Raw genomic sequence first — 22,708 nt, 5'->3', positions numbered from 1 at the left:
AGCAATGGGTCAGAAAGTACATCCTAATGGTATTCGCCTGGGTATTGTAAAACCATGGAACTCTACCTGGTTTGCGAACACCAAAGAATTCGCTGACAACCTGGACAGCGATTTTAAAGTCCGTCAGTTTTTGACTAAAGAACTGGCTAAAGCGTCTGTCTCTCGTATCGTTATCGAGCGTCCAGCTAAGAGCATCCGTGTGACTATTCACACCGCTCGTCCTGGCATCGTTATCGGTAAGAAAGGCGAAGACGTAGAAAAACTGCGCACGGTCGTCGCGAACATCGCTGGCGTTCCTGCACAGATCAATATCGCCGAAGTCCGCAAGCCGGAACTGGACGCAAAACTGGTTGCTGACAGCATCACTTCACAGCTGGAGCGTCGTGTGATGTTCCGTCGTGCTATGAAGCGTGCGGTTCAGAACGCCATGCGTCTTGGCGCGAAGGGTATTAAAGTCGAAGTTAGCGGCCGTCTGGGCGGCGCCGAGATCGCACGTACCGAATGGTATCGTGAAGGTCGCGTACCGTTGCACACACTGCGTGCTGACATTGACTACAACACCTCTGAAGCGCACACCACTTATGGTGTAATCGGCGTTAAGGTATGGATCTTCAAAGGTGAGATCCTGGGTGGTATGGCTGCTGTTGAACAACCGGAACCGGCTGCTCAACCTAAAAAGCAGCAGCGTAAAGGCCGTAAGTAAGGAGAGTCGCTGATGTTACAACCAAAGCGTACAAAATTCCGTAAGGTGCACAAAGGCCGCAACCGCGGTCTGGCGCAGGGTACGGATGTTAGCTTCGGTACTTTCGGTCTGAAAGCTGTTGGCCGTGGTCGTCTGACTGCTCGTCAGATCGAAGCAGCACGTCGTGCTATGACCCGTGCAGTTAAGCGTCAAGGTAAGATCTGGATCCGAGTATTCCCGGACAAACCGATCACCGAGAAGCCGCTGGAAGTGCGTATGGGTAAAGGTAAGGGTAACGTTGAGTATTGGGTTGCCCTGATCCAGCCTGGTAAAGTCCTGTATGAAATGGACGGCGTACCAGAAGAGCTGGCCCGTGAAGCATTCAAGCTGGCAGCAGCAAAACTGCCTATCAAAACCACCTTTGTAACTAAGACGGTGATGTAATGAAAGCAACTGAGCTGCGTGAAAAAAGCGTTGAAGAGCTGAACACTGAGCTGCTTAATCTGCTGCGTGAGCAATTTAACCTGCGCATGCAGGCAGCATCTGGCCAACTGCAGCAGACTCATCTGCTGAAACAGGTTCGCCGTGATGTTGCACGCGTTAAGACTTTACTGACTGAGAAGGCGGGTTCGTAATGACCGATAAAATCCGTACTCTGCAGGGTCGTGTAGTAAGTGACAAAATGCAGAAATCTGCAGTTGTTGCTATCGAACGTTTCGTGAAACACCCGATCTACGGCAAATTCATTAAGCGTACGACCAAGCTGCACATCCATGACGAGAACAATGAATGTGGAATCGGCGACGTGGTAGAAATCCGCGAATGCCGTCCACTGTCCAAGACTAAATCCTGGACCCTGGTTCGCGTAATTGAGAAAGCCGTTCTGTAATAAGAACCGTTTTTTCTGAGGAAACCCTCTGCTTCGGCAGGGGGTTTTTTTTTGCCTCTGCCCCGGGATTGATCCATTTGTGTCCCCGGACATGCAGATTTGATAGTGCGCACAAATTCAACAGTTTCCCGGCGGTAAGCTGCGACTCTTCAGGCGGTCTGGCCTGAATGCATCGGGCTGAACAGGCCGGTGTCGTCATAACTGTACAAGGAAATGTGCCGTGAAAATGGAGAGTCCCGATCGCTTACGGCGGTCACTGCTGAAATTACCTTTGTTTGCTGCGTTGCCTGCTATTAGCTCTGCCAAAAGCTTGCCGCTATTATCGGAAAGCACACAATATCAACCTACAGGCAATAGCATGGAACGAACTCTGTTACTGAAGAACGCCGACTGTGTAGTTTGCATGGATGCTGACCGTCGGGAAATTCGCAACGCCTCTGTTCTGATCAAAGGAAATCAGATCGTGGCGGTCGGAGAAGCCGGAGCACTACCCGATAGCGCGGATGAGGTTATCGACCTGCGTGGGCACATTGTGATTCCGGGTCTGATCAATACGCATCACCATATGTATCAGAGCCTGACCCGCGCCATTCCGGCTGTGCAGAATGGCGAACTCTTTAACTGGCTGACTCACCTCTATCCTCTCTGGCAGAACCTGACACCTGAGATGATTCGTATCTCAACGCAGGTGTCGATGGCTGAACTGATACTCTCTGGCTGCACGACCACCAGTGATCATCTCTATGTCTATCCAAATGGCTGTCAGCTTGATGACAGTATTGAGGCTGCTGCCGTTATGGGAATGCGTTTCCATGCAAGCCGGGGCAGTATGAGCGTGGGGAAATCACGGGGCGGCTTACCGCCCGATAGCCTGGTGGAGAATGAAGCGGCAATTCTGAAAGATACGCAGCGGGTCATTGAGCGCTATCACGATGATAGCCATGGTTCAATGCTACGCATCGTGGTGGCTCCCTGTTCGCCATTCTCCGTCAGCCGGGAGCTGATGAAGCAGTCCGCCGCACTGGCCCGCAGTTTCAGCGTCTCGATGCACACGCATCTGGCAGAGAACGACAGCGACATCCGCTACAGTCGCGAAAAGTTTAATATGACTCCTGCGCAGTATGTTGAGGACCTCGGCTGGGTTGGCCAGGATGTCTGGCATGCTCACTGCGTCAAACTCGATCCACAGGGTATTGAACTCTTTGCCCGCACCGGAACGGGCATTGCCCATTGTCCCTGCTCAAATATGCGGCTCGGCTCAGGCATCGCCCCGATACGCCATATGTGCGATGCCGGTGTGCATGTCGGTCTCGGCGTGGATGGCTCTGCCTCCAATGACAGCTCAGATATGATGGCCGAGGTTCGTCAGGCGATGCTGCTACAGCGTGTCGGGTTTGGCCCGGATGCCATGACCGCACGGCAGGCTCTGGAGCTGGCAACGCTGGGCAGTGCAAAAGTGCTTAACCGTAATGATGTGGGGGCTGTTGCGCCTGGTATGATGGCTGACCTGGCGGTGTTTGACCTGAATCGGCCAGGCCTGGCTGGGGCAGGGCACGATCCGGTCGCCGCCCTGGTGTTCTGTAATCCGGGACAGGTTGCTTACAGCATCATTAACGGACAAGTCCGGGTACGTAAAGGAGAACTGGCCGGAATTGAACTGCCAGCGCTGCTGCGTCAGCACAACCAGCTGGCCACAAAACTGGCAGGCTGAGACAGAAGGGCACTTTATTTGGGGATCGACGAAAAATAAGGCAGATTACATTTGCTACTGTTCGCACTATTCCCTAGAATACGCCCTCCCTGTCATCAGGGAAAATCAGCGGCTCGATTGAGAGCCGTTTATTTTTTCTACCCATCTGTGAGAACCGGTGTTACAATGCCGCGCCCTCAATTATGGGGCTTTCTAACGACCTGAGGTTTAGGTCCCGAAGTAGTAGTTGACATTAGCGGAGCACTAAAATGATCCAAGAACAGACTATGCTGAACGTCGCCGACAACTCCGGTGCACGTCGCGTAATGTGTATCAAGGTTCTGGGTGGCTCGCACCGTCGCTACGCAGGCGTCGGTGACATCATCAAAGTTACCATCAAGGAAGCAATTCCTCGCGGTAAAGTCAAAAAAGGTGATGTCCTGAAGGCGGTAGTGGTGCGCACCAGGAAGGGTGTTCGTCGCCCGGACGGTTCTGTCATTCGCTTCGATGGTAATGCATGCGTTATTCTGAACAATAACAGTGAGCAGCCTATCGGTACGCGTATTTTTGGGCCGGTAACTCGTGAACTTCGTACTGAAAAGTTCATGAAAATTATCTCTCTGGCACCAGAAGTACTCTAAGGAGCGAACAATGGCAGCTAAAATCCGTCGTAACGACGAAGTTATCGTGTTGACCGGTAAAGATAAAGGTAAGCGCGGTAAGGTAAAGAATGTCCTGTCTTCTGGTAAGGTCATCGTTGAAGGTATCAACCTGGTGAAGAAACATCAGAAGCCGGTTCCGGCTCTGAACCAGCCAGGTGGCATCGTTGAAAAAGAAGCTGCTATTCAGGTTTCTAACGTTGCACTGTTCAACGCGGCAACTGGTAAGGCTGACCGTGTAGGCTTTAGATTCGAAGACGGCAAAAAAGTCCGTTTCTTCAAGTCTAACAGCGAAACTATCAAGTAATTTGGAGTAGTACGATGGCGAAACTGCATGATTACTACAAAGACGAAGTAGTCCAGAAACTCATGACAGAGTTTGGCTACAATTCTGTCATGCAAGTCCCTCGGGTCGAGAAGATCACCCTGAACATGGGTGTTGGTGAAGCGATCGCTGACAAGAAACTGCTGGATAACGCAGCAGCTGACCTGGCAGCAATCTCCGGTCAAAAACCGCTGGTCACCAAAGCACGCAAATCAGTTGCAGGCTTCAAAATCCGTCAGGGCTATCCGATCGGCTGTAAAGTAACTCTGCGTGGCGAGCGCATGTGGGAGTTCTTTGAGCGTCTGGTCACCATTGCTGTTCCACGTATCCGTGACTTCCGTGGCTTGTCCGCTAAGTCATTCGATGGTCGTGGCAACTACAGCATGGGTGTACGTGAGCAGATCATCTTCCCAGAAATCGACTACGACAAAGTCGATCGCGTTCGTGGTTTGGATATCACCATTACCACTACTGCGAAATCTGATGATGAAGGCCGTGCTCTGCTGGCTGCCTTTGACTTCCCGTTCCGTAAGTAAGGTAGGGTTACTTAATGGCTAAGCAATCTATGAAAGCACGTGAAGTTAAACGTGCAAAATTAGCAGACAAATTCTTCGCTAAACGCGCTGAACTGAAAGCGATCATCTCTGATGTGAACGCTTCCGACGAAGACCGTTGGGATGCTGTTCTGAAGCTGCAGAGTCTGCCGCGTGATTCCAGCCCTTCACGTCAGCGTAACCGCTGCCGTCAAACAGGTCGTCCGCACGGTTTCCTGCGGAAGTTTGGGTTGAGCCGTATCAAGGTCCGCGAAGCCGCCATGCGCGGTGAAATCCCGGGCCTGAAAAAGGCTAGCTGGTAATTGTCACCAATTGAATCACGGGAGTAACACAGATGAGCATGCAAGATCCGATCGCGGATATGCTGACCCGTATCCGTAACGGTCAGGCCGCGAACAAAGTTGCGGTCACCATGCCTTCCTCCAAGCTGAAATTGGCAATTGCCAACGTTCTGAAGGAAGAAGGTTATATTGAAGATTTCAAAATCGAAGGCGACATCAAGCTGGAACTGGAACTGACTCTTAAGTATTTCCAGGGTAAAGCTGTTGTAGAAAGCATTCAGCGAGTAAGCCGTCCTGGCCTGCGCATCTATAAGAAAAAAGATGAGCTGCCAAAGGTAATGGCTGGTATGGGCATCGCTGTAGTTTCTACATCCAAAGGTGTCATGACTGATCGTGCAGCGCGCCAGGCTGGTCTTGGTGGCGAAATTATCTGCTACGTAGCGTAATCGGAGGATACATATGTCTCGTGTTGCTAAAGCACCTGTCGTTGTTCCTGCCGGCGTAGAGGTAAAACTCGACGGTCAGGTAATTTCGATTAAAGGTAAAAACGGCGAGCTGACTCGTACTATCAATGATGCTGTTGAAGTTAAGCATGCTGACAACGCTCTGACTTTCGCTCCGCGCGAAGGTTTCGTTGACGGCTGGGCGCAGGCGGGTACTTCTCGCGCGCTGCTGAACGCAATGGTTATCGGTGTTACCGAAGGCTTCACTAAGAAGCTGCAGCTGGTTGGTGTAGGTTATCGTGCTGCCGTTAAAGGCGATATGGTTAACCTGTCACTGGGCTTTTCTCATCCAGTCGATCACCAGCTGCCCGCGGGTATCACTGCAGAATGCCCAACTCAGACTGAGATCGTGCTGAAAGGCGCTGATAAGCAGCTGATTGGTCAGGTTGCAGCAGACCTGCGCGCCTACCGTCGTCCTGAGCCTTACAAAGGCAAGGGTGTCCGTTACGCCGACGAAGTCGTGCGTACCAAAGAGGCTAAGAAGAAGTAAGGTAACACTATGGATAAGAAATCTGCTCGTATCCGTCGTGCGACCCGTGCACGTCGCAAGCTCAAAGAGCTGGGTGCTACTCGCCTGGTGGTACATCGTACCCCGCGTCATATTTACGCACAGGTAATCGCCCCGAACGGTTCCGAAGTTCTGGTCGCTGCTTCTACTGTAGAAAAAGCTATCACTGAACAACTGAAGTATACCGGTAATAAAGAAGCCGCAGCTGCAGTAGGTAAAGCTATCGCAGAACGCGCAATCGAAAAAGGCATCACAGGTGTTTCTTTCGACCGTTCCGGTTTCCAATATCATGGTCGCGTCCAGGCACTGGCAGATGCTGCCCGTGAAGCTGGCCTTCAGTTCTAAGGTAGAGGTCTAAGATGGCACACATCGAGAAACAAGCTGGCGAACTGCAGGAAAAACTGATCGCGGTAAACCGTGTTTCTAAAACTGTTAAAGGTGGTCGTATTTTCTCCTTCACAGCACTGACTGTGGTAGGCGATGGTAACGGTCGCGTAGGTTTTGGTTACGGTAAAGCGCGTGAAGTTCCAGCAGCGATCCAGAAAGCGATGGAGAAAGCCCGTCGCAACATGGTTAACGTCGCGCTGACCAACGGCACCCTGCAGCACCCTGTTAAAGGTGCACACACGGGTTCCCGCGTGTTCATGCAGCCGGCTTCAGAAGGTACCGGTATCATCGCCGGTGGTGCAATGCGCGCCGTTCTGGAAGTCGCTGGAGTTCATAACGTACTGGCAAAAGCCTATGGTTCTACTAACCCGATCAACGTGGTTCGTGCAACTATCGACGGCCTGGGCAATATGAAATCTCCGGAAATGGTCGCTGCTAAGCGTGGTAAATCCGTTGAAGAAATTCTGGGGTAATCACGATGGCTAAGACTATTAAAATCACTCAAACCCGTAGTTCAATCGGCCGCTTGCCTAAGCATAAAGCCACTCTGGTTGGCCTGGGTCTGCGTCGTATTGGTCATACCGTAGAGCGTGAAGACACGCCAGCTGTACGCGGCATGGTCAACGCGGTTTCCTACATGGTTAAAGTGGAGGAGTAAGAGATGCGTTTAAATACTCTGTCTCCGGCCGAAGGGTCTAAGCACGCTACTAAGCGTCTGGGTCGTGGTATCGGTTCTGGCCTCGGAAAAACCGGTGGTCGTGGTCACAAAGGTCAGAACTCACGTTCTGGCGGTGGCGTACGTCGCGGTTTCGAAGGTGGTCAGATGCCTCTGTACCGTCGTCTGCCGAAGTTCGGTTTCACCTCTCGCAAAGCAATGATCACTACAGAGATTCGTCTGTCTGATCTGGCGAAAGTTGAAGGCGGTATCGTCGACCTGAACGCGCTGAAAGCAGCCAACATTGTCGGTGTTCAGATTGAATTCGTTAAAGTAATTCTGTCTGGTGAAGTTTCTGCACCGGTAACGGTTCGCGGCCTGCGTGTCACCAAAGGTGCTCGTGCTGCAATCGAAGCTGCTGGCGGTAAAATCGAGGAATAAGTAGCAGATGGCTAAACAACCGGGATTAGATTTTCAAAGCGCCAAAGGCGGCTTTGGTGAGCTGAAACGCAGACTTCTGTTTGTCATCGGCGCACTGATTGTCTTCCGTATTGGCTCTTTTATTCCAATCCCTGGTATTGATGCCACTGTACTTGCCAAACTGCTTGAGCAACAGCGTGGCACCATCATTGAAATGTTTAACATGTTCTCTGGTGGTGCTCTCAGCCGTGCTTCTATTTTCGCACTGGGCATCATGCCGTATATCTCGGCATCGATCATTATCCAGTTATTAACGGTGGTTCATCCAGCGTTAGCGGAAATTAAGAAAGAAGGGGAGGCTGGCCGTCGTAAGATTAGCCAGTACACCCGATACGGTACGTTGGTATTGGCCATATTCCAGTCGATCGGTATTGCTACCGGTCTGCCGAATATGCCAGGGATGCAGGGTCTGGTAATGAATCCGGGCTTTGCGTTCTACTTTACCGCTGTTGTGAGTCTGGTCTCAGGAACAATGTTCCTGATGTGGCTGGGCGAACAGATTACTGAGCGGGGTATCGGTAACGGTATTTCGATCATTATCTTCGCAGGTATTGTTGCGGGTCTTCCGCCGGCCATTGGCCATACCATCGAGCAAGCGCGGCAAGGCGACCTGCACTTCCTTCTGTTGCTGTTGGTTGCAGTACTCGTATTCGCAGTGACCTACTTTGTTATTTTCGTTGAACGTGGACAGCGCCGCATTGTGGTGAACTACGCAAAACGTCAGCAGGGTCGTCGCGTTTACGCTGCACAGAGCACACATTTACCGTTGAAAGTGAATATGGCGGGTGTTATCCCGGCTATTTTTGCTTCCAGCATTATTCTGTTCCCGGCAACGATTGCATCGTGGTTTGGGGGCGGTACCGGTTGGAACTGGCTGACAACAATTTCGCTGTATTTGCAGCCAGGACAGCCGCTTTATGTGCTACTCTATGCGACTGCAATCATCTTCTTCTGTTTCTTCTATACGGCGTTGGTTTTCAACCCACGTGAAACAGCAGATAACCTGAAGAAGTCTGGTGCATTCGTACCGGGAATTCGTCCGGGAGAGCAAACGGCGAAGTATATTGATAAAGTAATGACGCGTTTGACCTTAATCGGCGCCCTGTACATTACCTTTATCTGCCTTATCCCGGAGTTCATGCGTGATGCGATGAAGGTTCCCTTCTACTTTGGCGGTACATCACTGCTTATCGTAGTTGTCGTCATCATGGACTTTATGGCTCAAGTGCAAACTCTGATGATGTCCAGTCAGTACGAGTCGGCACTGAAGAAAGCTAACCTGAAAGGCTACGGCCGTTAATTCAGTTGGTTGAGAAGTTACGGAGAGTAAAAATGAAAGTTCGTGCTTCCGTCAAGAGATTATGTCGTAACTGCAAAATCATTCGTCGCGACGGTGTCGTACGTGTGATCTGCAGCGCCGAGCCAAAGCATAAACAGCGCCAAGGCTGATTTTGTCACATATTTTTCTTGCAAAGTCGGGTTGAGCTGGCTAGATTAGCCAGCCAATCTTTTGTATGTCAGTACGTTTCCATTTGAGTATCCTGAAAACGGGCTTTTCAGCATGGGACGTGCTTGTTTAATTATAGGAGTGCATAGTGGCCCGTATAGCAGGCATTAACATTCCTGATCAAAAACATACCGTTATCGCATTAACTTCGATCTTCGGTATCGGTAAAACCCGTTCAAAAGCCATCTGCGCTTCAACGGGCATTGCTGAAAATGTTAAGATCAGTGAGCTGTCTGAAGAACAAATTGATCAGCTGCGTGATGCAGTTGCTAAATTCGTTGTTGAAGGTGATCTGCGCCGTGAAATCACCCTGAGCATCAAGCGTCTTATGGACCTTGGTTGCTACCGTGGTTTGCGCCATCGTCGTGGTCTTCCGGTTCGCGGTCAGCGTACCAAGACCAACGCACGTACCCGTAAGGGTCCGCGTAAACCGATCAAGAAATAATCGGGGTGAGTAAATAATGGCAAAGGCACCAGTTCGTGCACGCAAGCGTGTAAGAAAACAAGTCTCAGATGGCGTGGCTCATGTCCATGCTTCTTTTAACAACACCATCGTTACCATTACTGATCGTCAGGGTAACGCGCTGGGTTGGGCAACCGCCGGTGGTTCCGGTTTCCGCGGTTCACGTAAATCCACTCCGTTTGCTGCTCAGGTCGCTGCAGAGCGCTGTGCAGAAGCGGTAAAAGATTACGGAATTAAGAATCTGGAAGTTATGGTAAAGGGTCCGGGTCCAGGTCGCGAATCTACGATTCGTGCTTTGAACGCCGCTGGTTTCCGCATCACGAATATTACTGATGTGACTCCGATCCCTCATAACGGTTGTCGTCCGCCGAAAAAACGTCGCGTATAACGCCCGTTTTTTTAGGATAGTTGGAGAAAGAAAATGGCAAGATATTTGGGTCCTAAGCTCAAGCTGAGCCGTCGTGAGGGCACTGACTTATTCCTTAAGTCTGGCGTTCGCGCGATTGATTCCAAGTGTAAAATTGAACAAGCCCCTGGTCAGCATGGTGCGCGTAAACCGCGTCTGTCTGATTACGGCGGTCAGTTACGTGAGAAGCAGAAAGTTCGTCGTATCTACGGCGTGCTGGAGCGTCAGTTCCGTAACTATTACAAAGAAGCAGCTCGTCTGAAAGGCAACACCGGTGAAAACCTGTTGGCTCTGCTGGAAGGTCGTCTGGACAACGTAGTTTATCGTATGGGCTTCGGTGCTACGCGTGCAGAAGCACGTCAGCTGGTTAGCCACAAGTCTGTTCTGGTAAACGGCCGCGTTGTTAACATCGCTTCTTATCAGGTATCTCCGAATGATGTCGTTAGCATCCGTGAGAAAGCCAAAAAGCAATCTCGCGTGAAGGCCGCTCTGGAGCTGGCTGAGCAGCGTGAAAAGCCAACCTGGCTGGAAGTTGATGCGACTAAGATGGAAGGTGTGTTCAAGCGTATTCCTGAACGTACTGATCTGTCTGCGGACATTAACGAACACCTGATCGTCGAGCTTTACTCCAAGTAAAGCTTAGTACCAAAGAGAGGACACAATGCAGGGTTCTGTGACAGAGTTTCTAAAACCGCGCCTGGTAGATATCGAGCAAGTGAGTTCGACGCACGCCAAGGTGACCCTTGAGCCTTTAGAGCGTGGCTTTGGCCATACTCTTGGTAACGCACTGCGCCGTATTCTGCTTTCATCCATGCCGGGTTGCGCGGTGACCGAGGTTGAAATTGATGGTGTACTTCATGAGTACAGCACCAAAGAGGGCGTACAGGAAGATATCCTGGAAATCCTGCTCAACCTGAAAGGGCTGGCGGTAAGAGTTCAGGGTAAAGATGAAGTTATTCTGACCCTGAATAAATCTGGCATTGGCCCTGTGACTGCAGCCGACATTACCCATGATGGTGATGTCGAAATCGTCAAGCCTCAGCATGTCATCTGCCATCTGACCGATGAGAACGCGGCTATCAGCATGCGTATCAAAGTTCAGCGTGGTCGTGGCTATGTGCCGGCTTCTGCCCGAATTCATTCGGAAGAAGATGAGCGCCCAATCGGCCGCCTGTTAGTTGACGCTTGCTACAGCCCTGTAGACCGTATCGCCTACAATGTTGAAGCAGCGCGTGTAGAGCAGCGCACCGACCTGGACAAGCTGGTCATCGAAATGGAAACCAACGGCACAATCGATCCTGAAGAGGCGATTCGTCGTGCGGCGACCATTCTGGCTGAACAACTTGAAGCTTTCGTTGACTTACGTGATGTACGTCAGCCGGAAGTTAAAGAAGAGAAACCAGAATTCGATCCGATCCTGCTGCGCCCTGTTGACGATCTGGAATTGACTGTCCGCTCTGCTAACTGCCTTAAGGCAGAAGCTATCCACTACATCGGTGATCTGGTACAGCGTACCGAGGTTGAGCTGCTTAAAACGCCTAACCTGGGTAAAAAATCTCTTACTGAGATTAAAGATGTGCTCGCTTCACGTGGTCTGTCTCTGGGCATGCGCCTTGAGAACTGGCCACCGGCAAGCATTGCTGATGAATAAACCGATCACAGGTTAAGGTTTCACTGAGAAGGATAAGGTCATGCGCCATCGTAAGAGTGGTCGTCAACTGAACCGCAACAGCAGCCATCGTCAGGCTATGTTCCGCAACATGGCCGGTTCTCTGGTTCGTCATGAGATCATCAAAACGACTCTGCCGAAAGCCAAAGAACTGCGTCGCGTAGTTGAGCCGCTGATTACTCTTGCCAAGACCGACAACGTAGCTAATCGTCGTCTGGCATTCGCCCGTACTCGTGACAACGAGATCGTGGCAAAACTGTTTAATGAGCTGGGCCCGCGTTTTGCGAGCCGTGCTGGTGGTTACACTCGTATTCTGAAGTGTGGCTTCCGTGCTGGTGACAACGCTCCGATGGCATACATCGAGCTGGTTGATCGTCCAGAAGCTCAAGCAGAAGCAGCCGCAGAGTAATCTGCAGCAACGTAAAAAACCCGCTTCGGCGGGTTTTTTATTGCCTGAAATTCGCTACCTTAGAATGACGCTTCTATTTTTGAGGGCATCTGTTATGTGGCTGGTAGACGAACTTGCTGAACAGCACATCAAAGCGGCACTGGAAAAAGGCGAACTTAGTAACCTTCCTGGCTCTGGCAAACCGCTACAGCTGGATGATGACAGGCATGTCCCTCCGGAGTTAAGGGCAGGGTATCGACTGCTGAAAAATTCTGGCTTTCTGCCCCCCGAGCTGGAGTTAAGGCGTGAGGCGATGGAAGTCAACGATCTGATTCGCCAGCTGGATCCTGCGGATCGTGACTATCAGGATCACTGTCACCGGCTTCAGGTGCTGGAGCTGCGCTTGCGACAGGCGGGCATGAGTACCGATTTTCTTCATGGAAACTATGCTACCGCGATACGCCACCATTTCCGCGAGGAGGAGTAGATGTTCCGCATTGGTCAGTTAGCAAAGCTTGCTGAGGTAACGCCTGACACCATCCGTTTTTATGAAAAGCAGCAGATGATGGATCATGGTGAGCGTACCGAAGGTGGTTTTCGCCTCTACAGCGAAGGCGATCTGCAGCGTCTGAAATTTATCCGCCACGGTCGTAAGCTCGGCTTCAGTCTGGAAGCGATCCGGGAACTTCTGTCAATCCGGGTCGATCCGGCACATCACACCTGCCAGGAGTCAAAAGCGATCGTTGAGAAACGGCTGGATGAAGTGGCGCAGATGATAGCGGAACTTGAGTCGATGCAGCGCTCTCTGCGTATTCTTTCGGACGCCTGTTGTGGTCACAGCCACAGTAGCATTTCGTGCTCAATTCTGGAGGCACTGGAGCGGGGAGAGGCTTCAGACAAACAAGGGTCTTGTGATTTTACCGCAAAGGAATAGAGTATCAGACCATCTCAACAGGAGGCGTTATGAGTAAATATCAGCATACCAGGGGGCAAATCCGCGATAACGCGATTGAGGCTCTGTTACACGACCCGCTTTTCCGTCAGCGCATTGAGCAGAAACAAAAGGGTAAGGGCAGCTTCAGACGGAAGGAAAAACACAACAAGGGGCAGGGATGGGAGGGCAGTGATAAGAAAGCGTCTTATCACTGCCCTTCTTCTTTACCATTAAAAAACCGCCTCAGAGGCGGTTTGTTCACTATACGCGGGTATTCTGCTGTTTAAGCAGGTCGCGAATTTCAGTCAGCAGCACTTCTTCGTTTGAAGGTTTAGGTGCAGGCTTCTCAACTTCTTTTTTCTTGTAGAGACGGTTCATCAGTTTGATCGCCATAAAGATGGCAAAGGCAATGATGACAAAGTCGAAGATACTCTGCAGGAAAATACCGTACTGCATAACGACGGCAGGCGTGTCGCCAACAGCAGGCTTGAGTACCCAGGCAAACGATTTAAAATCGACACCACCGATCAATAAGCCCAACGGTGGCATAATGATGTTAGCCACTAATGATGAGACGATCTTACCAAACGCAGCGCCGATGATGACACCGACGGCCAGATCCATCACATTCCCGCGCATTGCAAAATCACGAAACTCTTTGATTAAACTCATACTTAACTCCTCTCCTTGCCAGTGTCATAAAGTCTAACAAACCTTGCTGTTTTTTCCATAAGCGCAGCCAAACAGGTGGCTGTTTTGCCTGACTCCCCCCGACTGAAAATCAATACAGGATTTACAGGAAGAAAGGACTTGGCTGGAAGAGCCGCTCAACATCCGACACGAATTTCTTATCGGTCAGGAACATGATCACATGGTCACCCTGCTCGATACGCAGGTTGTCATTGGCAATCATCACATCATCGCCGCGCACTACCGCACCAATGATGGTACCCGGGGGCAGTTTGATATCATCAATCGCGCGGCCCACCACCCGTGATGTCGATTCGTCACCGTGCGCTATCGCTTCGATCGCCTCAGCGATGCCGCGACGCAGCGAGGAAACACCCACGATGTCCGCTTTACGGACATGGCCCAGCAGGGCAGAGATGGTGGCCTGCTGAGGAGAAATCGCGATATCGATAACACTGCCCTGCACCAGATCCACATAAGCGCGACGCTGAATCAGCACCATGACTTTTTTGGCGCCCATCTTTTTCGCCAGCATGGCTGACATGATGTTGGCTTCATCATCATTGGTGACCGCAATGAACAGGTCAACCTGCTCGACATGCTCCTCTGCAAGCAACTCCTGGTCTGACGCATCGCCATAAAAGACGACGGTATCATGAAGATGTTCAGCCAGTTCGGCGGCCCGCTGAGGATTACGCTCTATCAGCTTCACGCTGTAGTGCTTCTCCAGCTGCTGTGCCAGACCGAAACCGATATTGCCGCCTCCCACTAACATGATGCGCTTGTAAGGCTTTTCCAGCCGCTGCATTTCGCTCATTACTGCACGAATATTCTGGCTGGCCGCGATGAAAAACACTTCATCACCTGCCTCGACGATGGTCGAACCCTGGGGACGAATGGGACGGTCCTGACGGAAGATAGCGGCGACACGGGTATCAATGTGCGGCATATGCTCACGCAGGATCGAAAGCGGATTCCCGACCAGAGGCCCGCCATAATACGCTTTGACTACGGCCAGGCTGACTTTGCCTTCGGCAAAATTCACCACCTGCAGGGCGCCCGGATACTGGATCAAACGGTAGATATTATCGATGACCAGCTGCTCTGGTGAGATCAGATGGTCGATAGGAACGGCTTCCGGCATAAAAAGCTTATCTGCATCGCGCAGATAGTCCGCCGCACGAATACGGGCGATTCGGTTCGGCGTATTGAAAAGCGAATAAGCAATCTGACAGGCAATCATGTTGGTTTCATCCGAACTGGTAACGGCAACCAGCATGTCGGCGTCTTCAGCGCCCGCCTCACGCAGGATCCGCGGATGTGAACCGTGCCCCTGTACTACACGCAGATCGAACTTATCCTGCAGATGACGCAGGCGTGCCGAATCGGTATCAACGACTGTGATATCGTTGTTTTCACCCACCAGATTCTCTGCCAGCGTTCCGCCTACCTGACCTGCGCCCAGAATGATTATTTTCATCGCTTATCAATACTCATATCAGTGTGAACCCGAATTTTTTATCAGCTTAGCGTAGAAGAAACCATCTCCGCCTTCAGCATCCGGAAAGACCTGTAATCCGCTCGCCGGTGCATCCCTGAGCGGCTCCGCCTGCGCATCGTGCTGTCGCTGCAGGAAAGCCTCAATCTGCTGGTGGTTCTCTTCAGGCAGGATGGAGCAGGTGGCATAAATCAGCGTGCCGCCAGGTTTCAGGTGCGGCCAGATAGCGTCCAGGATCTCACGCTGCAGCTTTGCCAGCTCAGCGATATCGCGATCGCGGCGCAGCCACTTAATATCGGGATGTCGGCGGATAACGCCGGTTGCAGAGCAGGGCGCATCCAGCAGGATACGGTCAAACTGCCGATCGCCACACCACTGCTGCGGTGTCCGTCCATCCCCCTGTTTAACCTCCGCTTTCATGCCCAGTCGCTGCAGATTCTCATCAACGCGTTTAAGACGCTGCGCATCCACATCGACAGCCAGCACGTCGGCGTCCGGCGCAATCTCAAGGATATGGGTCGTTTTACCGCCGGGGGCCGCACATAAATCCAGAATCTGCTCGCCATTCTGAGGTTCGAGCAGCAGAGCGCAGCGCTGGGCTGATAAATCCTGTACGGTCACCCAGCCCTGATCAAAGCCGGGCAACTGGCTGACCGGGGCGGGGGCATCAAGCCGCAACGCATCCGGAACATCGGCAGCCGGCTGTGAATTTCTGCCACTTTCAGTCAGCATGGTCAGCCAGGCGTCACGTGAGTGATGCTGACGGTTAACCCGCAGCCACATCGGCGGACGCAGATTATTTGCTTCGACGATATGCTCCCACTGCTCCGGCCAGGCGTACTGCAATCGCTTAAGCAGCCAGCCCGGATGGAGATAACGTTGTGGACCATCCTGAATGCTGGCGAGTAACGTTTCACGCTGGCGCTGAAACTGGCGCAATACCCCGTTTAATAATCCTTTCAGGCTGGTGCGCTTCAGCACCTCTGCGCCCGCGACGGTTTCAGCCAGTGCAGCGTGGGCTGGCACCCGGGTATATTCCAGCTGATAAAGTCCGACCATGATCAGATAGTGAAGAACCCGCTGTTTACCGGTCAGTGGACGTTCCATCAGTTTGCCAATCAGCGCTTCCAGCTGCGGCAATGTGCGCAGAACACCAAAACAGATCTCCTGCACTAATGCGCTATCTTTGTCGGTGAGTTTTTTCTGGGCGGCAGGCAGAACCGTATTCAGGGATTCGCCTTTGTCCACAACGCGCTCAATCAGTTGGGCGGAGAGGCTACGCAGGTTGGTTGATTTAGTCATAGGGTTTTTCATCAAACAAAAAGCCCGGTAAGTCACCGGGCCGGAGAGTCAGTCCAGAAGGGTTCCAGGTTCAAACCATTCCCGACGCGAGTTGAGAAGATCCTGAGCCGACATCGGTTTTTTACCGGCGGGCTGCAACTGCACCAGATTCAATACGCCCTGAGCGGTCGCAACCTGGATGCCCTGCTTATCTGCAGCGATAATTTCACCCGGTGCATGGTCGCGGTGAGGCAGTACGGTAGCCTGCCAGACTTTCACCGGCTGATCGTCAATCGTGAAAAAGCTCATCGGCCAGGGATTAAAGGCGCGGATACAGCGCTCAAGCTGTTCTGCGGGCAGTCTCCAGTCAAGACGCGCCTCCTCTTTGCTCAGCTTCTCAGCGTAGCTGGCGAGTGCTTCATCCTGTTTTTCGGGTAAGGCCTGCTGCGTGTTGAGTAACGTCAGCGTATCCAGCAGCCCCTGCGGGCCGAGCTGGGCCAGTCTGTCATACAGAGTGGCACTGGTGTCCTGGGGGGTAATCGGGCAGGCCAGTTTATGCAGCATATCGCCGGTATCTAAACCCACATCCATCTGCATGATGGTGACGCCCGTTTCACTGTCGCCAGCCCAGAGTGCGCGCTGAATCGGCGCGGCACCACGCCAGCGGGGGAGCAGCGAACCGTGAACATTGATGCAGCCCAGACGCGGCATATCCAGCACTGCCCTGGGCAGAATTAATCCATACGCCACGACAACCATCACATCGGCCTGCAGGTCAGCAACCAGCTGCTGATTCTCTTCAGGTCGCAGTGACTTTGGCTGAAACACCGGAATGTCATGAGCCAGCGCCAGCGTTTTGACCGGGCCAGGCGTGAGTTTGTTGCCGCGGCCCGCAGGGCGGTCGGGCTGAGTAAAGACACCGATAACCTGATGCTCAGAAGCAAGCAGCGCGTCAAGATGACGCGCTGCAAAGTCAGGAGTGCCGGCAAAAATGATTTTTAGCGGGGCAGACACGTTTATCCCTTTTTAAGATCTCAGGAAGCCTGGGCGTTCTGACGCGCCAGTTTCTCTAATCTGGTTTTGATCCGCTGACGCTTCAGAGGCGACAGATAATCAATAAACAGTTTGCCTTCCAGATGATCGATCTCATGCTGGATACAGATGGCGAGTAAGTCGCTGGCTTCCAGTTCGAAACTGTTACCGTCGCGATCCAGCGCGCGAACTTTTACGCGCTCAGCACGCGGGACAAATGCACGCTGTTCCGGAATCGACAGGCAGCCCTCTTCAATACCGGTTTCACCGCTTTTTTCCAGCAGCTCAGGGTTGATCAGGACTAAACGCTCTTCACGACTTTCAGAGACATCAATCACGATGATGCGCTGATGAATATCGACCTGCGTCGCCGCAAGACCGATGCCCTCTTCGGCATACATCGTCTCGAACATATCATCAACGATACGCTGAATGTCTGCGTTAACTTCTTTAACGGGCGCGGCGACTTTGCGAAGGCGCTCGTCAGGAAAATGTAATACCTGCAAAACTGACATAAATATCCAGATCTGTATTCGGTTAGGAAAAGATTACTGCCTCATATTGTAGACTTTCTGAGACCTGATTGACAGCATTGTGCGGCAGGAAGCCGGGGCAATCAGGGAGCAGCAAATGGACAAAATAGCGCAGTATCTGCGGCTGGCCGCGGTGCGTGGAATGACAGGAAAGCGCTGGCTGACCGTGGCGCAGCAGCTGGGCGATGCACCGGCAGACAGCGGGAAACTTATGCGGCTGGGGTTAGACGCTGCGCAGTGTCAGCAATACGCTGATCTGCCTGAAAAAACGATCACTGATGTGCAGCACTGGTTAGCGCGCAGTTCTGCCCATCATCTGATCACTGCGCTGGACACCGCCTATCCTGCCCGGCTCAGGGAAACCAGTCGCTTTCCGCCGCTGCTCTACATCCACGGCGACCCGGCCGTCATCACTACCCCGCAGCTGGCAGTCGTGGGCAGCCGGAACGGCTCACCCAATGGCCGTTACTGGGGCGAATGGTTTACCCGGCACCTGAGCCTCAGCGGGCTGACCATCACCAGCGGACTGGCGCGGGGGATTGATGGCGTTGCGCATCAGGCGGCACTCAGTACCGGCGGCAAAACGGTAGCCATATTAGGCAGCGGGCTGCAGCGGCTCTATCCCCGACAGCATGTCCGCCTTGCCGCAGAGATTGTTGAGCAGGGCGGTGCCGTGGTGTCTGAGTTTCCGCTGAACACCATTCCTCATCCGCTCAACTTTCCGCGTCGTAATCGGATCATCAGTGGCCTGAGTCTGGGCGTGCTGGTGGTGGAAGCCTCACTGAAAAGTGGTTCACTGGTGACCGCTCGCTATGCGCTGGAGCAAAACCGCAATGTTTATGCACTACCTGGCGCGCTCGGCAACCCGTTAAGCGAAGGGGTCAACTGGCTGATTCAGCAGGGGGCCCTGCTGGTGGCACATCCTAACAACATTCTGGAGGATCTGGCTGGGGCACTGAACTGGCTGCCTGAGACACAGGATGACGAAATTTATTCTGAACCAGGTGACGATGCTCCATTGCCATTTGCTGATGTGTTGGCTAACGTAGGTGATGAGGTTACACCTGTTGACGTTGTCGCTGAACGTGCCGGCCAATCTGTGCCAGTTATCTCAGCTCAATTGCTGGAACTGGAGTTAGCAGGATGGATCGCAGCTGTACCCGGCGGCTATGTCCGATTGAGGAGGGCATGCCATGTTCGACGTACTCATGTACTTGTTTGAGACCTATATCCACAACGAAGCAGAAATGGGTGTTGATCAGGACAGATTGACAGATGACCTGACGGATGCCGGGTTCCATCGTGAAGATATTTACAGTGCGCTTAACTGGCTGGAAAGACTGGCGGATTATCAGGAAGGACTGGTTGCGCCAATTTTACTGACCAACGATCCGCTCTCTATGCGTATTTATACCGACGAAGAGAGTAAACGTTTAGATGCCGAAAGCCGCGGTTTCCTGCTCTTCCTGGAGCAGATTCAGGTGCTGAATCTGGAAACCCGTGAGATGGTCATCGAACGTGTCATGGCGCTGGATACCTCTGAGTTTGATCTGGAGGACCTCAAATGGGTGGTGCTGATGGTGTTGTTCAACATCCCGGGATGTGAAAATGCCTATCAGCAGATGGAAGAACTGCTATTCGACGTCAATGAAGGTATGCTGCATTAAATTTCCTTTCATGCATTTATCGCTATGAGTAAAGCTGCACTCTTCACCGTGCGTAAACAGGATCCCTGCCCCGCTTGCGGGGCAGAACTGGTTATCCGCTCGGGTAAACATGGCCCTTTTCTGGGATGCGCCAACTATCCGGCATGTGACTACATCCGGCCCTTAAAAGGGCAGGCCGATGGCCATGTGGTTAAAGTGCTGGAGGGCCACGCCTGTCCTGAATGCGGAGCCGATAAAGTGTTGCGGCAGGGCCGTTATGGCATGTTTATTGGCTGTAGCCACTATCCTGAATGCGGCTACAGTGAAACCATCGACAAACCGGACGAAACGACGCTGGCGTGTCCACAGTGCCACGAAGGCCGGCTGGTTCAGCGGCGTTCCCGTTATGGCAAAACGTTCCACTCCTGTGATCGTTATCCCGCCTGCCAGTTTGTCGTCAACCTGACGCCCGTGGCCGGGGTCTGTGCCTGGTGTCAGTTTCCATTGCTGGTTGAAAAAAAGACAGCGCAGGGGGTTAAACGCTTCTGCGCCAGTAAAAGTTGTGGCAAAGCCATTGCTGAAGAGAATGAATAGATCATGGAAAATCAACACCTCGCCGATTCACTTGAGCGCTGCGTAGCAGAGCTGAATCGTCAGGCGGTCATCGCCTATCCCACTGAAGCCGTATTTGGTCTGGGCTGCGACCCTGACAGTGAATCTGCCGTCATGGCGCTGCTGGCGCTGAAACAGCGTCCGGTAGAAAAGGGACTCATTCTGATCGCAGCTGATTATTCCCAGCTAGAACCCTATATCTCCGATCGCGAACTCTCTGTGATCCAGCGTGAGCGTATGTTCGCCTGCTGGCCCGGCCCAGTGACCTTTGTCGTCCCGGTTCCTCCCCAGACGCCCCGCTGGCTGACCGGACAGTTCGACTCGCTGGCGATACGGGTCAGTGACCATCCGGATGTGCAGGCGCTTTGCCGCGCATTTGGTAAACCACTGGTTTCAACCAGCGCCAATCTGTCAGGACAGCCTCCCTGCCGTATGGCAGAAGAAGTGTATAAGCAGTTTGGTGAGGACTTCCCGGTTCTGTCCGGGAAAACGGGGGGACGACTCAATCCTTCAGAAATCCGCGATGTAATCAGCGGCGAACTTATACGTCAGGGTTAACTCATGGATCAATTCGCCGTTTTCGGTAATCCGATCAGCCACAGTAAATCTCCGCTGATCCATCAGGCTTTTGCTGAACAGACAGGCATCGAGCATCGATATGGCCGGATCTGTGCGCCGGTTGACGGATTTCGCGATGCGCTGACAACCTTTTTTGCACAGGGCGGTCGTGGCGCCAACGTGACCCTGCCTTTTAAACAGCAGGCCTGGGAGTTTGCCGATCAACTCAGTGAACGCGCGGCCCTGTCCGGCGCCGTTAATACGGTAAAAAAGCTCAGCGACGGGCAGATCCTGGGTGACAACACCGATGGTATCGGCCTGTTAAGCGATCTTGAACGGCTGAAGATGATCAATGCGGGCGACAATGTTCTGCTGGTGGGCGCAGGTGGGGCGGCGCGCGGTGTGATTCATCCTTTGCTTTCGTCAGGGGTGACGCTCACCGTGGTAAACCGCACCGCCGAACGGGCAGAGGAGCTGGCTGGCCTGTTCGCAAAGAGCGGCACTATCCGTGCTGCTGCGTTTGATCAACTGGCGGACCAGCGTTTCGACCTTATCATCAATGCGACTTCAAGCGGTGTAGAGGGGAAAACACCCCCTTTACCTGCAGAGCTGATCCATCCCGGCGTACGCTGCTATGACATGTTCTATCAAAGCGGGTTGACGCCTTTCCTGCTCTGGTGTCAGACGCAGGGAGCGCACGCTCTGGCGGATGGTGTGGGAATGCTGGTGGGGCAGGCGGCGCATGCCTTCTATATATGGCATGGCGTGATGCCGGACGTTGCGCCGGTCATTGCTCAGCTGAAACAGGCTATGCAGCCATGAATCAGGCGATTCAGTTTCCTGACGATGAAACCTATGACGCTGAACGGGATGCCGTCTGCTTCCCGGTACTGGTTAACGGTATGCGGCTGATCTGTGCGATCAGCCGTATGTCGCTGACGTCACGCTTTGGCGAAGGGGAGGCGATGGCGCTGTTTCAGCACCATCGCTGGGATCTCGAAGATGAAGCCGAAGCGGCCATTCGTCAGGAGCGTGTTGATGCTCAGGGCTGGGTCTGGTTATCTCCCGCCAGGTAATCATTTTTCCAGCCGACATAGTTATTCGCCGAATAGCGTAATCCTTCCTTCTCCTGGTCGTTCAGCGGCCTGATCTGTCTGACCGGACTGCCCAGATAGAGATAGCCGCTCTCCAGCCGTTTACCTGGAGGGACCAGACTGCCTGCCCCAATCATGACCTCTTCTTCTACTATTACGCCATCAAGCAGAATCGAGCCCATCCCGATAAGCACACGATCGCCGATAGTGCAGCCATGCAGCATCGCTTTGTGCCCGACCGTGACATCCTCGCCAATAATCAGCGGGAAGCCTTCCGGGTTAGCGGCAGATTTATGCGTGACGTGCAGAACACTGCCATCCTGCACATTAGTACGGGCACCGATGCGAACCTGATTCACGTCTCCCCGGATGACGACCAGCGGCCAGATGCTCACGTCATCGGCCATGATGACATCACCCACCACAACACTAGCTGGATCGACCATGACGCGCTGGCCAGTTTGTGGAAAGCGATCTTTATAAGGACGTAAGGCGGAAGTCATTGTGTTCTCCTTTATTCTGTTTTCTCAGCAGCCTGATGTGATTTTAGCCAGCTGACAAGCCTATTCTGGCCTGGATCGCTGGCGATCTCATCAATCTGGATCATTTATAACCGTTCAGAAAAAAGATCCAAAAAAAGGGTTGTGCTCTGAACCGGGATCCCTATAATGCGCCTCCATCGACACGGCACACCGGCAACGGGAAACGGGTTGAAGGTTCAGGAGACTGAGCCGCCGGAGAAAAACTTCTGAAAAAGAGGTTGACTCTGAAGGAGGAAAGCGTA

At 52.7% G+C, this 22,708-nt stretch carries 37 protein-coding genes; 31 read left to right on the top strand and 6 right to left on the bottom strand.

What is annotated here, in order from left to right:
* Positions 1–4 precede the first annotated feature (4 nt).
* The 25 genes from rpsC to FJW00_RS20090 all read left to right on the top strand — a co-directional run bounded on the left by rpsC (position 5) and on the right by FJW00_RS20090 (position 13,267).
* Entirely contained in the window at positions 5–703 is a 699-nt protein-coding gene (gene rpsC, locus FJW00_RS20210) for a 30S ribosomal protein S3 (protein ID WP_009087585.1), read from the top strand.
* Between the two features lie 12 nt (positions 704–715).
* The gene (gene rplP, locus FJW00_RS20205; protein WP_002438716.1) at positions 716–1,126 is read left to right on the top strand and encodes a 50S ribosomal protein L16; all 411 of its coding nucleotides are present in this window, start codon (positions 716–718) and stop codon (positions 1,124–1,126) included.
* A complete protein-coding gene (rpmC, locus tag FJW00_RS20200) occupies positions 1,126–1,317 on the top strand; it encodes a 50S ribosomal protein L29 (RefSeq protein WP_003850146.1) in 192 nt (63 codons plus the stop codon). The genes rplP and rpmC overlap by 1 nt, the downstream gene beginning before the upstream one ends.
* Positions 1,317–1,571 (top strand): 30S ribosomal protein S17, encoded by a 255-nt coding sequence (gene rpsQ, locus FJW00_RS20195; RefSeq protein ID WP_003850147.1) that lies wholly within the window; start codon positions 1,317–1,319, stop codon positions 1,569–1,571. The genes rpmC and rpsQ overlap by 1 nt, the downstream gene beginning before the upstream one ends.
* A 358-nt stretch (positions 1,572–1,929) precedes the next feature.
* Positions 1,930–3,282, top strand: a complete 1,353-nt coding sequence (locus tag FJW00_RS20190; protein ID WP_140925504.1) for an 8-oxoguanine deaminase — start codon at positions 1,930–1,932, stop codon at positions 3,280–3,282.
* 248 nt (positions 3,283–3,530) lie between these two features.
* Complete coding sequence (gene rplN, locus FJW00_RS20185; protein ID WP_006120590.1) at positions 3,531–3,902, top strand: 50S ribosomal protein L14; 372 nt, start codon at positions 3,531–3,533, stop codon at positions 3,900–3,902.
* 10 nt (positions 3,903–3,912) lie between these two features.
* Positions 3,913–4,227, top strand: coding sequence for a 50S ribosomal protein L24 (rplX, locus tag FJW00_RS20180; protein WP_003850150.1), 315 nt, complete (start codon positions 3,913–3,915; stop codon positions 4,225–4,227).
* Between the two features lie 14 nt (positions 4,228–4,241).
* Positions 4,242–4,781, top strand: a complete 540-nt coding sequence (gene rplE, locus FJW00_RS20175) for a 50S ribosomal protein L5 (protein ID WP_003850155.1) — start codon at positions 4,242–4,244, stop codon at positions 4,779–4,781.
* Positions 4,782–4,795: 14 nt separating this feature from the next.
* Positions 4,796–5,101: a 30S ribosomal protein S14 gene (gene rpsN, locus FJW00_RS20170; protein ID WP_008927132.1), complete on the top strand. Its 306-nt coding sequence runs from the start codon at positions 4,796–4,798 to the stop codon at positions 5,099–5,101.
* Between the two features lie 32 nt (positions 5,102–5,133).
* Positions 5,134–5,526: a 30S ribosomal protein S8 gene (rpsH, locus tag FJW00_RS20165; protein ID WP_003850158.1), complete on the top strand. Its 393-nt coding sequence runs from the start codon at positions 5,134–5,136 to the stop codon at positions 5,524–5,526.
* A gap of 13 nt (positions 5,527–5,539) precedes the next feature.
* The gene (gene rplF, locus FJW00_RS20160; RefSeq protein ID WP_009087581.1) at positions 5,540–6,073 is read left to right on the top strand and encodes a 50S ribosomal protein L6; all 534 of its coding nucleotides are present in this window, start codon (positions 5,540–5,542) and stop codon (positions 6,071–6,073) included.
* A gap of 9 nt (positions 6,074–6,082) precedes the next feature.
* Entirely contained in the window at positions 6,083–6,436 is a 354-nt protein-coding gene (rplR, locus tag FJW00_RS20155) for a 50S ribosomal protein L18 (protein WP_003850163.1), read from the top strand.
* Positions 6,437–6,450: 14 nt separating this feature from the next.
* Positions 6,451–6,951, top strand: a complete 501-nt coding sequence (rpsE, locus tag FJW00_RS20150) for a 30S ribosomal protein S5 (protein ID WP_003850164.1) — start codon at positions 6,451–6,453, stop codon at positions 6,949–6,951.
* Between the two features lie 5 nt (positions 6,952–6,956).
* The gene (gene rpmD, locus FJW00_RS20145; RefSeq protein ID WP_003850166.1) at positions 6,957–7,136 is read left to right on the top strand and encodes a 50S ribosomal protein L30; all 180 of its coding nucleotides are present in this window, start codon (positions 6,957–6,959) and stop codon (positions 7,134–7,136) included.
* A gap of 3 nt (positions 7,137–7,139) precedes the next feature.
* Entirely contained in the window at positions 7,140–7,574 is a 435-nt protein-coding gene (gene rplO, locus FJW00_RS20140) for a 50S ribosomal protein L15 (RefSeq protein WP_009087579.1), read from the top strand.
* Positions 7,575–7,581: 7 nt separating this feature from the next.
* Entirely contained in the window at positions 7,582–8,913 is a 1,332-nt protein-coding gene (gene secY, locus FJW00_RS20135) for a preprotein translocase subunit SecY (RefSeq protein WP_009087577.1), read from the top strand.
* 32 nt (positions 8,914–8,945) lie between these two features.
* Positions 8,946–9,062, top strand: a complete 117-nt coding sequence (rpmJ, locus tag FJW00_RS20130) for a 50S ribosomal protein L36 (protein WP_010252805.1) — start codon at positions 8,946–8,948, stop codon at positions 9,060–9,062.
* Positions 9,063–9,208: 146 nt separating this feature from the next.
* A complete protein-coding gene (rpsM, locus tag FJW00_RS20125; RefSeq protein WP_003850176.1) occupies positions 9,209–9,565 on the top strand; it encodes a 30S ribosomal protein S13 in 357 nt (118 codons plus the stop codon).
* A 16-nt stretch (positions 9,566–9,581) separates the two neighbouring features.
* On the top strand, positions 9,582–9,971 hold the full coding sequence (gene rpsK, locus FJW00_RS20120) for a 30S ribosomal protein S11 (protein ID WP_004160563.1): 390 nt from the start codon (positions 9,582–9,584) through the stop codon (positions 9,969–9,971).
* A gap of 33 nt (positions 9,972–10,004) precedes the next feature.
* Complete coding sequence (gene rpsD / locus FJW00_RS20115; RefSeq protein WP_008927131.1) at positions 10,005–10,625, top strand: 30S ribosomal protein S4; 621 nt, start codon at positions 10,005–10,007, stop codon at positions 10,623–10,625.
* A gap of 25 nt (positions 10,626–10,650) precedes the next feature.
* Entirely contained in the window at positions 10,651–11,640 is a 990-nt protein-coding gene (locus tag FJW00_RS20110) for a DNA-directed RNA polymerase subunit alpha (protein ID WP_003850179.1), read from the top strand.
* Between the two features lie 40 nt (positions 11,641–11,680).
* The gene (rplQ, locus tag FJW00_RS20105) at positions 11,681–12,067 is read left to right on the top strand and encodes a 50S ribosomal protein L17 (protein WP_009087575.1); all 387 of its coding nucleotides are present in this window, start codon (positions 11,681–11,683) and stop codon (positions 12,065–12,067) included.
* Between the two features lie 94 nt (positions 12,068–12,161).
* The gene (locus FJW00_RS20100; protein WP_140925503.1) at positions 12,162–12,533 is read left to right on the top strand and encodes a DnaJ family domain-containing protein; all 372 of its coding nucleotides are present in this window, start codon (positions 12,162–12,164) and stop codon (positions 12,531–12,533) included.
* The gene (zntR, locus tag FJW00_RS20095; RefSeq protein ID WP_009087570.1) at positions 12,534–12,980 is read left to right on the top strand and encodes a Zn(2+)-responsive transcriptional regulator; all 447 of its coding nucleotides are present in this window, start codon (positions 12,534–12,536) and stop codon (positions 12,978–12,980) included.
* Positions 12,981–13,009: 29 nt separating this feature from the next.
* Complete coding sequence (locus FJW00_RS20090) at positions 13,010–13,267, top strand: alternative ribosome-rescue factor A (RefSeq protein ID WP_046100694.1); 258 nt, start codon at positions 13,010–13,012, stop codon at positions 13,265–13,267.
* Here FJW00_RS20090 and mscL read toward each other — a convergent pair.
* The 5 genes from mscL to def all read right to left on the bottom strand — a co-directional run bounded on the left by mscL (position 13,242) and on the right by def (position 17,996).
* Positions 13,242–13,652, bottom strand: a complete 411-nt coding sequence (gene mscL, locus FJW00_RS20085; RefSeq protein ID WP_009087564.1) for a large-conductance mechanosensitive channel protein MscL — start codon at positions 13,650–13,652, stop codon at positions 13,242–13,244. The genes FJW00_RS20090 and mscL overlap by 26 nt on opposite strands.
* 121 nt (positions 13,653–13,773) lie before the next feature.
* Positions 13,774–15,150, bottom strand: coding sequence for a Trk system potassium transporter TrkA (gene trkA, locus FJW00_RS20080; RefSeq protein WP_009087562.1), 1,377 nt, complete (start codon positions 15,148–15,150; stop codon positions 13,774–13,776).
* Between the two features lie 18 nt (positions 15,151–15,168).
* A complete protein-coding gene (rsmB, locus tag FJW00_RS20075; RefSeq protein WP_140925502.1) occupies positions 15,169–16,470 on the bottom strand; it encodes a 16S rRNA (cytosine(967)-C(5))-methyltransferase RsmB in 1,302 nt (433 codons plus the stop codon).
* Positions 16,471–16,518: 48 nt separating this feature from the next.
* On the bottom strand, positions 16,519–17,463 hold the full coding sequence (gene fmt / locus FJW00_RS20070; RefSeq protein WP_140925501.1) for a methionyl-tRNA formyltransferase: 945 nt from the start codon (positions 17,461–17,463) through the stop codon (positions 16,519–16,521).
* A gap of 20 nt (positions 17,464–17,483) precedes the next feature.
* Positions 17,484–17,996, bottom strand: coding sequence for a peptide deformylase (def, locus tag FJW00_RS20065; RefSeq protein ID WP_009087556.1), 513 nt, complete (start codon positions 17,994–17,996; stop codon positions 17,484–17,486).
* 115 nt (positions 17,997–18,111) lie between these two features.
* On the opposite strand from def, the gene dprA reads away from it, so the two are divergent.
* Genes dprA through FJW00_RS20035 form a run of 6 tightly spaced genes read left to right on the top strand, consistent with a single transcriptional unit; the run spans position 18,112 to position 21,906 of the window.
* Positions 18,112–19,236: a DNA-protecting protein DprA gene (dprA, locus tag FJW00_RS20060; protein WP_140925500.1), complete on the top strand. Its 1,125-nt coding sequence runs from the start codon at positions 18,112–18,114 to the stop codon at positions 19,234–19,236.
* Entirely contained in the window at positions 19,208–19,681 is a 474-nt protein-coding gene (smg, locus tag FJW00_RS20055; protein ID WP_009087552.1) for a DUF494 family protein Smg, read from the top strand. Before dprA ends, smg begins: the two co-directional genes overlap by 29 nt.
* A 24-nt stretch (positions 19,682–19,705) precedes the next feature.
* Positions 19,706–20,254: a DNA topoisomerase family protein gene (locus FJW00_RS20050; protein ID WP_046100690.1), complete on the top strand. Its 549-nt coding sequence runs from the start codon at positions 19,706–19,708 to the stop codon at positions 20,252–20,254.
* A 3-nt stretch (positions 20,255–20,257) separates the two neighbouring features.
* Positions 20,258–20,830, top strand: coding sequence for an L-threonylcarbamoyladenylate synthase type 1 TsaC (tsaC, locus tag FJW00_RS20045; RefSeq protein ID WP_140925499.1), 573 nt, complete (start codon positions 20,258–20,260; stop codon positions 20,828–20,830).
* 3 nt (positions 20,831–20,833) lie between these two features.
* Positions 20,834–21,652 (top strand): shikimate dehydrogenase, encoded by an 819-nt coding sequence (gene aroE, locus FJW00_RS20040; RefSeq protein WP_140925498.1) that lies wholly within the window; start codon positions 20,834–20,836, stop codon positions 21,650–21,652.
* On the top strand, positions 21,649–21,906 hold the full coding sequence (locus FJW00_RS20035; protein WP_009087545.1) for a DUF1488 family protein: 258 nt from the start codon (positions 21,649–21,651) through the stop codon (positions 21,904–21,906). The genes aroE and FJW00_RS20035 overlap by 4 nt, the downstream gene beginning before the upstream one ends.
* Here the strand turns inward: FJW00_RS20035 and FJW00_RS20030 are convergent.
* Positions 21,873–22,427 carry a gamma carbonic anhydrase family protein gene (locus tag FJW00_RS20030; RefSeq protein WP_009087543.1) on the bottom strand — a complete coding sequence of 185 codons (555 nt, stop codon included), beginning with the start codon at positions 22,425–22,427 and terminating at the stop codon, positions 21,873–21,875. The genes FJW00_RS20035 and FJW00_RS20030 overlap by 34 nt on opposite strands.
* Positions 22,428–22,708: the final 281 nt, after the last annotated feature.

It is taken from the genome of Pantoea anthophila, assembly GCF_006494375.1.
GTDB classification, from domain to species: domain Bacteria; phylum Pseudomonadota; class Gammaproteobacteria; order Enterobacterales; family Enterobacteriaceae; genus Pantoea; species Pantoea anthophila.
This window is presented reverse-complemented; position numbering and strand designations above follow the sequence as displayed.

Excerpts from the sequence above, each read along its gene's own strand:
- rpsC (WP_009087585.1), top strand. The coding sequence starts at position 5 with ATGGGTCAGAAAGTACATCCTAATGGTATTCGCCTGGGTATTGTAAAA.
- rplP (WP_002438716.1), top strand. The coding sequence starts at position 716 with ATGTTACAACCAAAGCGTACAAAATTCCGTAAGGTGCACAAAGGCCGC.
- rpmC (WP_003850146.1), top strand. The coding sequence starts at position 1,126 with ATGAAAGCAACTGAGCTGCGTGAAAAAAGCGTTGAAGAGCTGAACACT.
- rpsQ (WP_003850147.1), top strand. The coding sequence starts at position 1,317 with ATGACCGATAAAATCCGTACTCTGCAGGGTCGTGTAGTAAGTGACAAA.
- FJW00_RS20190 (WP_140925504.1), top strand. The coding sequence starts at position 1,930 with ATGGAACGAACTCTGTTACTGAAGAACGCCGACTGTGTAGTTTGCATG.
- rplN (WP_006120590.1), top strand. The coding sequence starts at position 3,531 with ATGATCCAAGAACAGACTATGCTGAACGTCGCCGACAACTCCGGTGCA.
- rplX (WP_003850150.1), top strand. The coding sequence starts at position 3,913 with ATGGCAGCTAAAATCCGTCGTAACGACGAAGTTATCGTGTTGACCGGT.
- rplE (WP_003850155.1), top strand. The coding sequence starts at position 4,242 with ATGGCGAAACTGCATGATTACTACAAAGACGAAGTAGTCCAGAAACTC.
- rpsN (WP_008927132.1), top strand. The coding sequence starts at position 4,796 with ATGGCTAAGCAATCTATGAAAGCACGTGAAGTTAAACGTGCAAAATTA.
- rpsH (WP_003850158.1), top strand. The coding sequence starts at position 5,134 with ATGAGCATGCAAGATCCGATCGCGGATATGCTGACCCGTATCCGTAAC.
- rplF (WP_009087581.1), top strand. The coding sequence starts at position 5,540 with ATGTCTCGTGTTGCTAAAGCACCTGTCGTTGTTCCTGCCGGCGTAGAG.
- rplR (WP_003850163.1), top strand. The coding sequence starts at position 6,083 with ATGGATAAGAAATCTGCTCGTATCCGTCGTGCGACCCGTGCACGTCGC.
- rpsE (WP_003850164.1), top strand. The coding sequence starts at position 6,451 with ATGGCACACATCGAGAAACAAGCTGGCGAACTGCAGGAAAAACTGATC.
- rpmD (WP_003850166.1), top strand. The coding sequence starts at position 6,957 with ATGGCTAAGACTATTAAAATCACTCAAACCCGTAGTTCAATCGGCCGC.
- rplO (WP_009087579.1), top strand. The coding sequence starts at position 7,140 with ATGCGTTTAAATACTCTGTCTCCGGCCGAAGGGTCTAAGCACGCTACT.
- secY (WP_009087577.1), top strand. The coding sequence starts at position 7,582 with ATGGCTAAACAACCGGGATTAGATTTTCAAAGCGCCAAAGGCGGCTTT.
- rpmJ (WP_010252805.1), top strand. The coding sequence starts at position 8,946 with ATGAAAGTTCGTGCTTCCGTCAAGAGATTATGTCGTAACTGCAAAATC.
- rpsK (WP_004160563.1), top strand. The coding sequence starts at position 9,582 with ATGGCAAAGGCACCAGTTCGTGCACGCAAGCGTGTAAGAAAACAAGTC.
- rpsD (WP_008927131.1), top strand. The coding sequence starts at position 10,005 with ATGGCAAGATATTTGGGTCCTAAGCTCAAGCTGAGCCGTCGTGAGGGC.
- FJW00_RS20110 (WP_003850179.1), top strand. The coding sequence starts at position 10,651 with ATGCAGGGTTCTGTGACAGAGTTTCTAAAACCGCGCCTGGTAGATATC.
- rplQ (WP_009087575.1), top strand. The coding sequence starts at position 11,681 with ATGCGCCATCGTAAGAGTGGTCGTCAACTGAACCGCAACAGCAGCCAT.
- FJW00_RS20100 (WP_140925503.1), top strand. The coding sequence starts at position 12,162 with ATGTGGCTGGTAGACGAACTTGCTGAACAGCACATCAAAGCGGCACTG.
- zntR (WP_009087570.1), top strand. The coding sequence starts at position 12,534 with ATGTTCCGCATTGGTCAGTTAGCAAAGCTTGCTGAGGTAACGCCTGAC.
- FJW00_RS20090 (WP_046100694.1), top strand. The coding sequence starts at position 13,010 with ATGAGTAAATATCAGCATACCAGGGGGCAAATCCGCGATAACGCGATT.
- mscL (WP_009087564.1), bottom strand. The coding sequence starts at position 13,652 with ATGAGTTTAATCAAAGAGTTTCGTGATTTTGCAATGCGCGGGAATGTG.
- trkA (WP_009087562.1), bottom strand. The coding sequence starts at position 15,150 with ATGAAAATAATCATTCTGGGCGCAGGTCAGGTAGGCGGAACGCTGGCA.
- rsmB (WP_140925502.1), bottom strand. The coding sequence starts at position 16,470 with ATGACTAAATCAACCAACCTGCGTAGCCTCTCCGCCCAACTGATTGAG.
- def (WP_009087556.1), bottom strand. The coding sequence starts at position 17,996 with ATGTCAGTTTTGCAGGTATTACATTTTCCTGACGAGCGCCTTCGCAAA.
- dprA (WP_140925500.1), top strand. The coding sequence starts at position 18,112 with ATGGACAAAATAGCGCAGTATCTGCGGCTGGCCGCGGTGCGTGGAATG.
- smg (WP_009087552.1), top strand. The coding sequence starts at position 19,208 with ATGTTCGACGTACTCATGTACTTGTTTGAGACCTATATCCACAACGAA.
- FJW00_RS20050 (WP_046100690.1), top strand. The coding sequence starts at position 19,706 with ATGAGTAAAGCTGCACTCTTCACCGTGCGTAAACAGGATCCCTGCCCC.
- tsaC (WP_140925499.1), top strand. The coding sequence starts at position 20,258 with ATGGAAAATCAACACCTCGCCGATTCACTTGAGCGCTGCGTAGCAGAG.
- aroE (WP_140925498.1), top strand. The coding sequence starts at position 20,834 with ATGGATCAATTCGCCGTTTTCGGTAATCCGATCAGCCACAGTAAATCT.
- FJW00_RS20035 (WP_009087545.1), top strand. The coding sequence starts at position 21,649 with ATGAATCAGGCGATTCAGTTTCCTGACGATGAAACCTATGACGCTGAA.
- FJW00_RS20030 (WP_009087543.1), bottom strand. The coding sequence starts at position 22,427 with ATGACTTCCGCCTTACGTCCTTATAAAGATCGCTTTCCACAAACTGGC.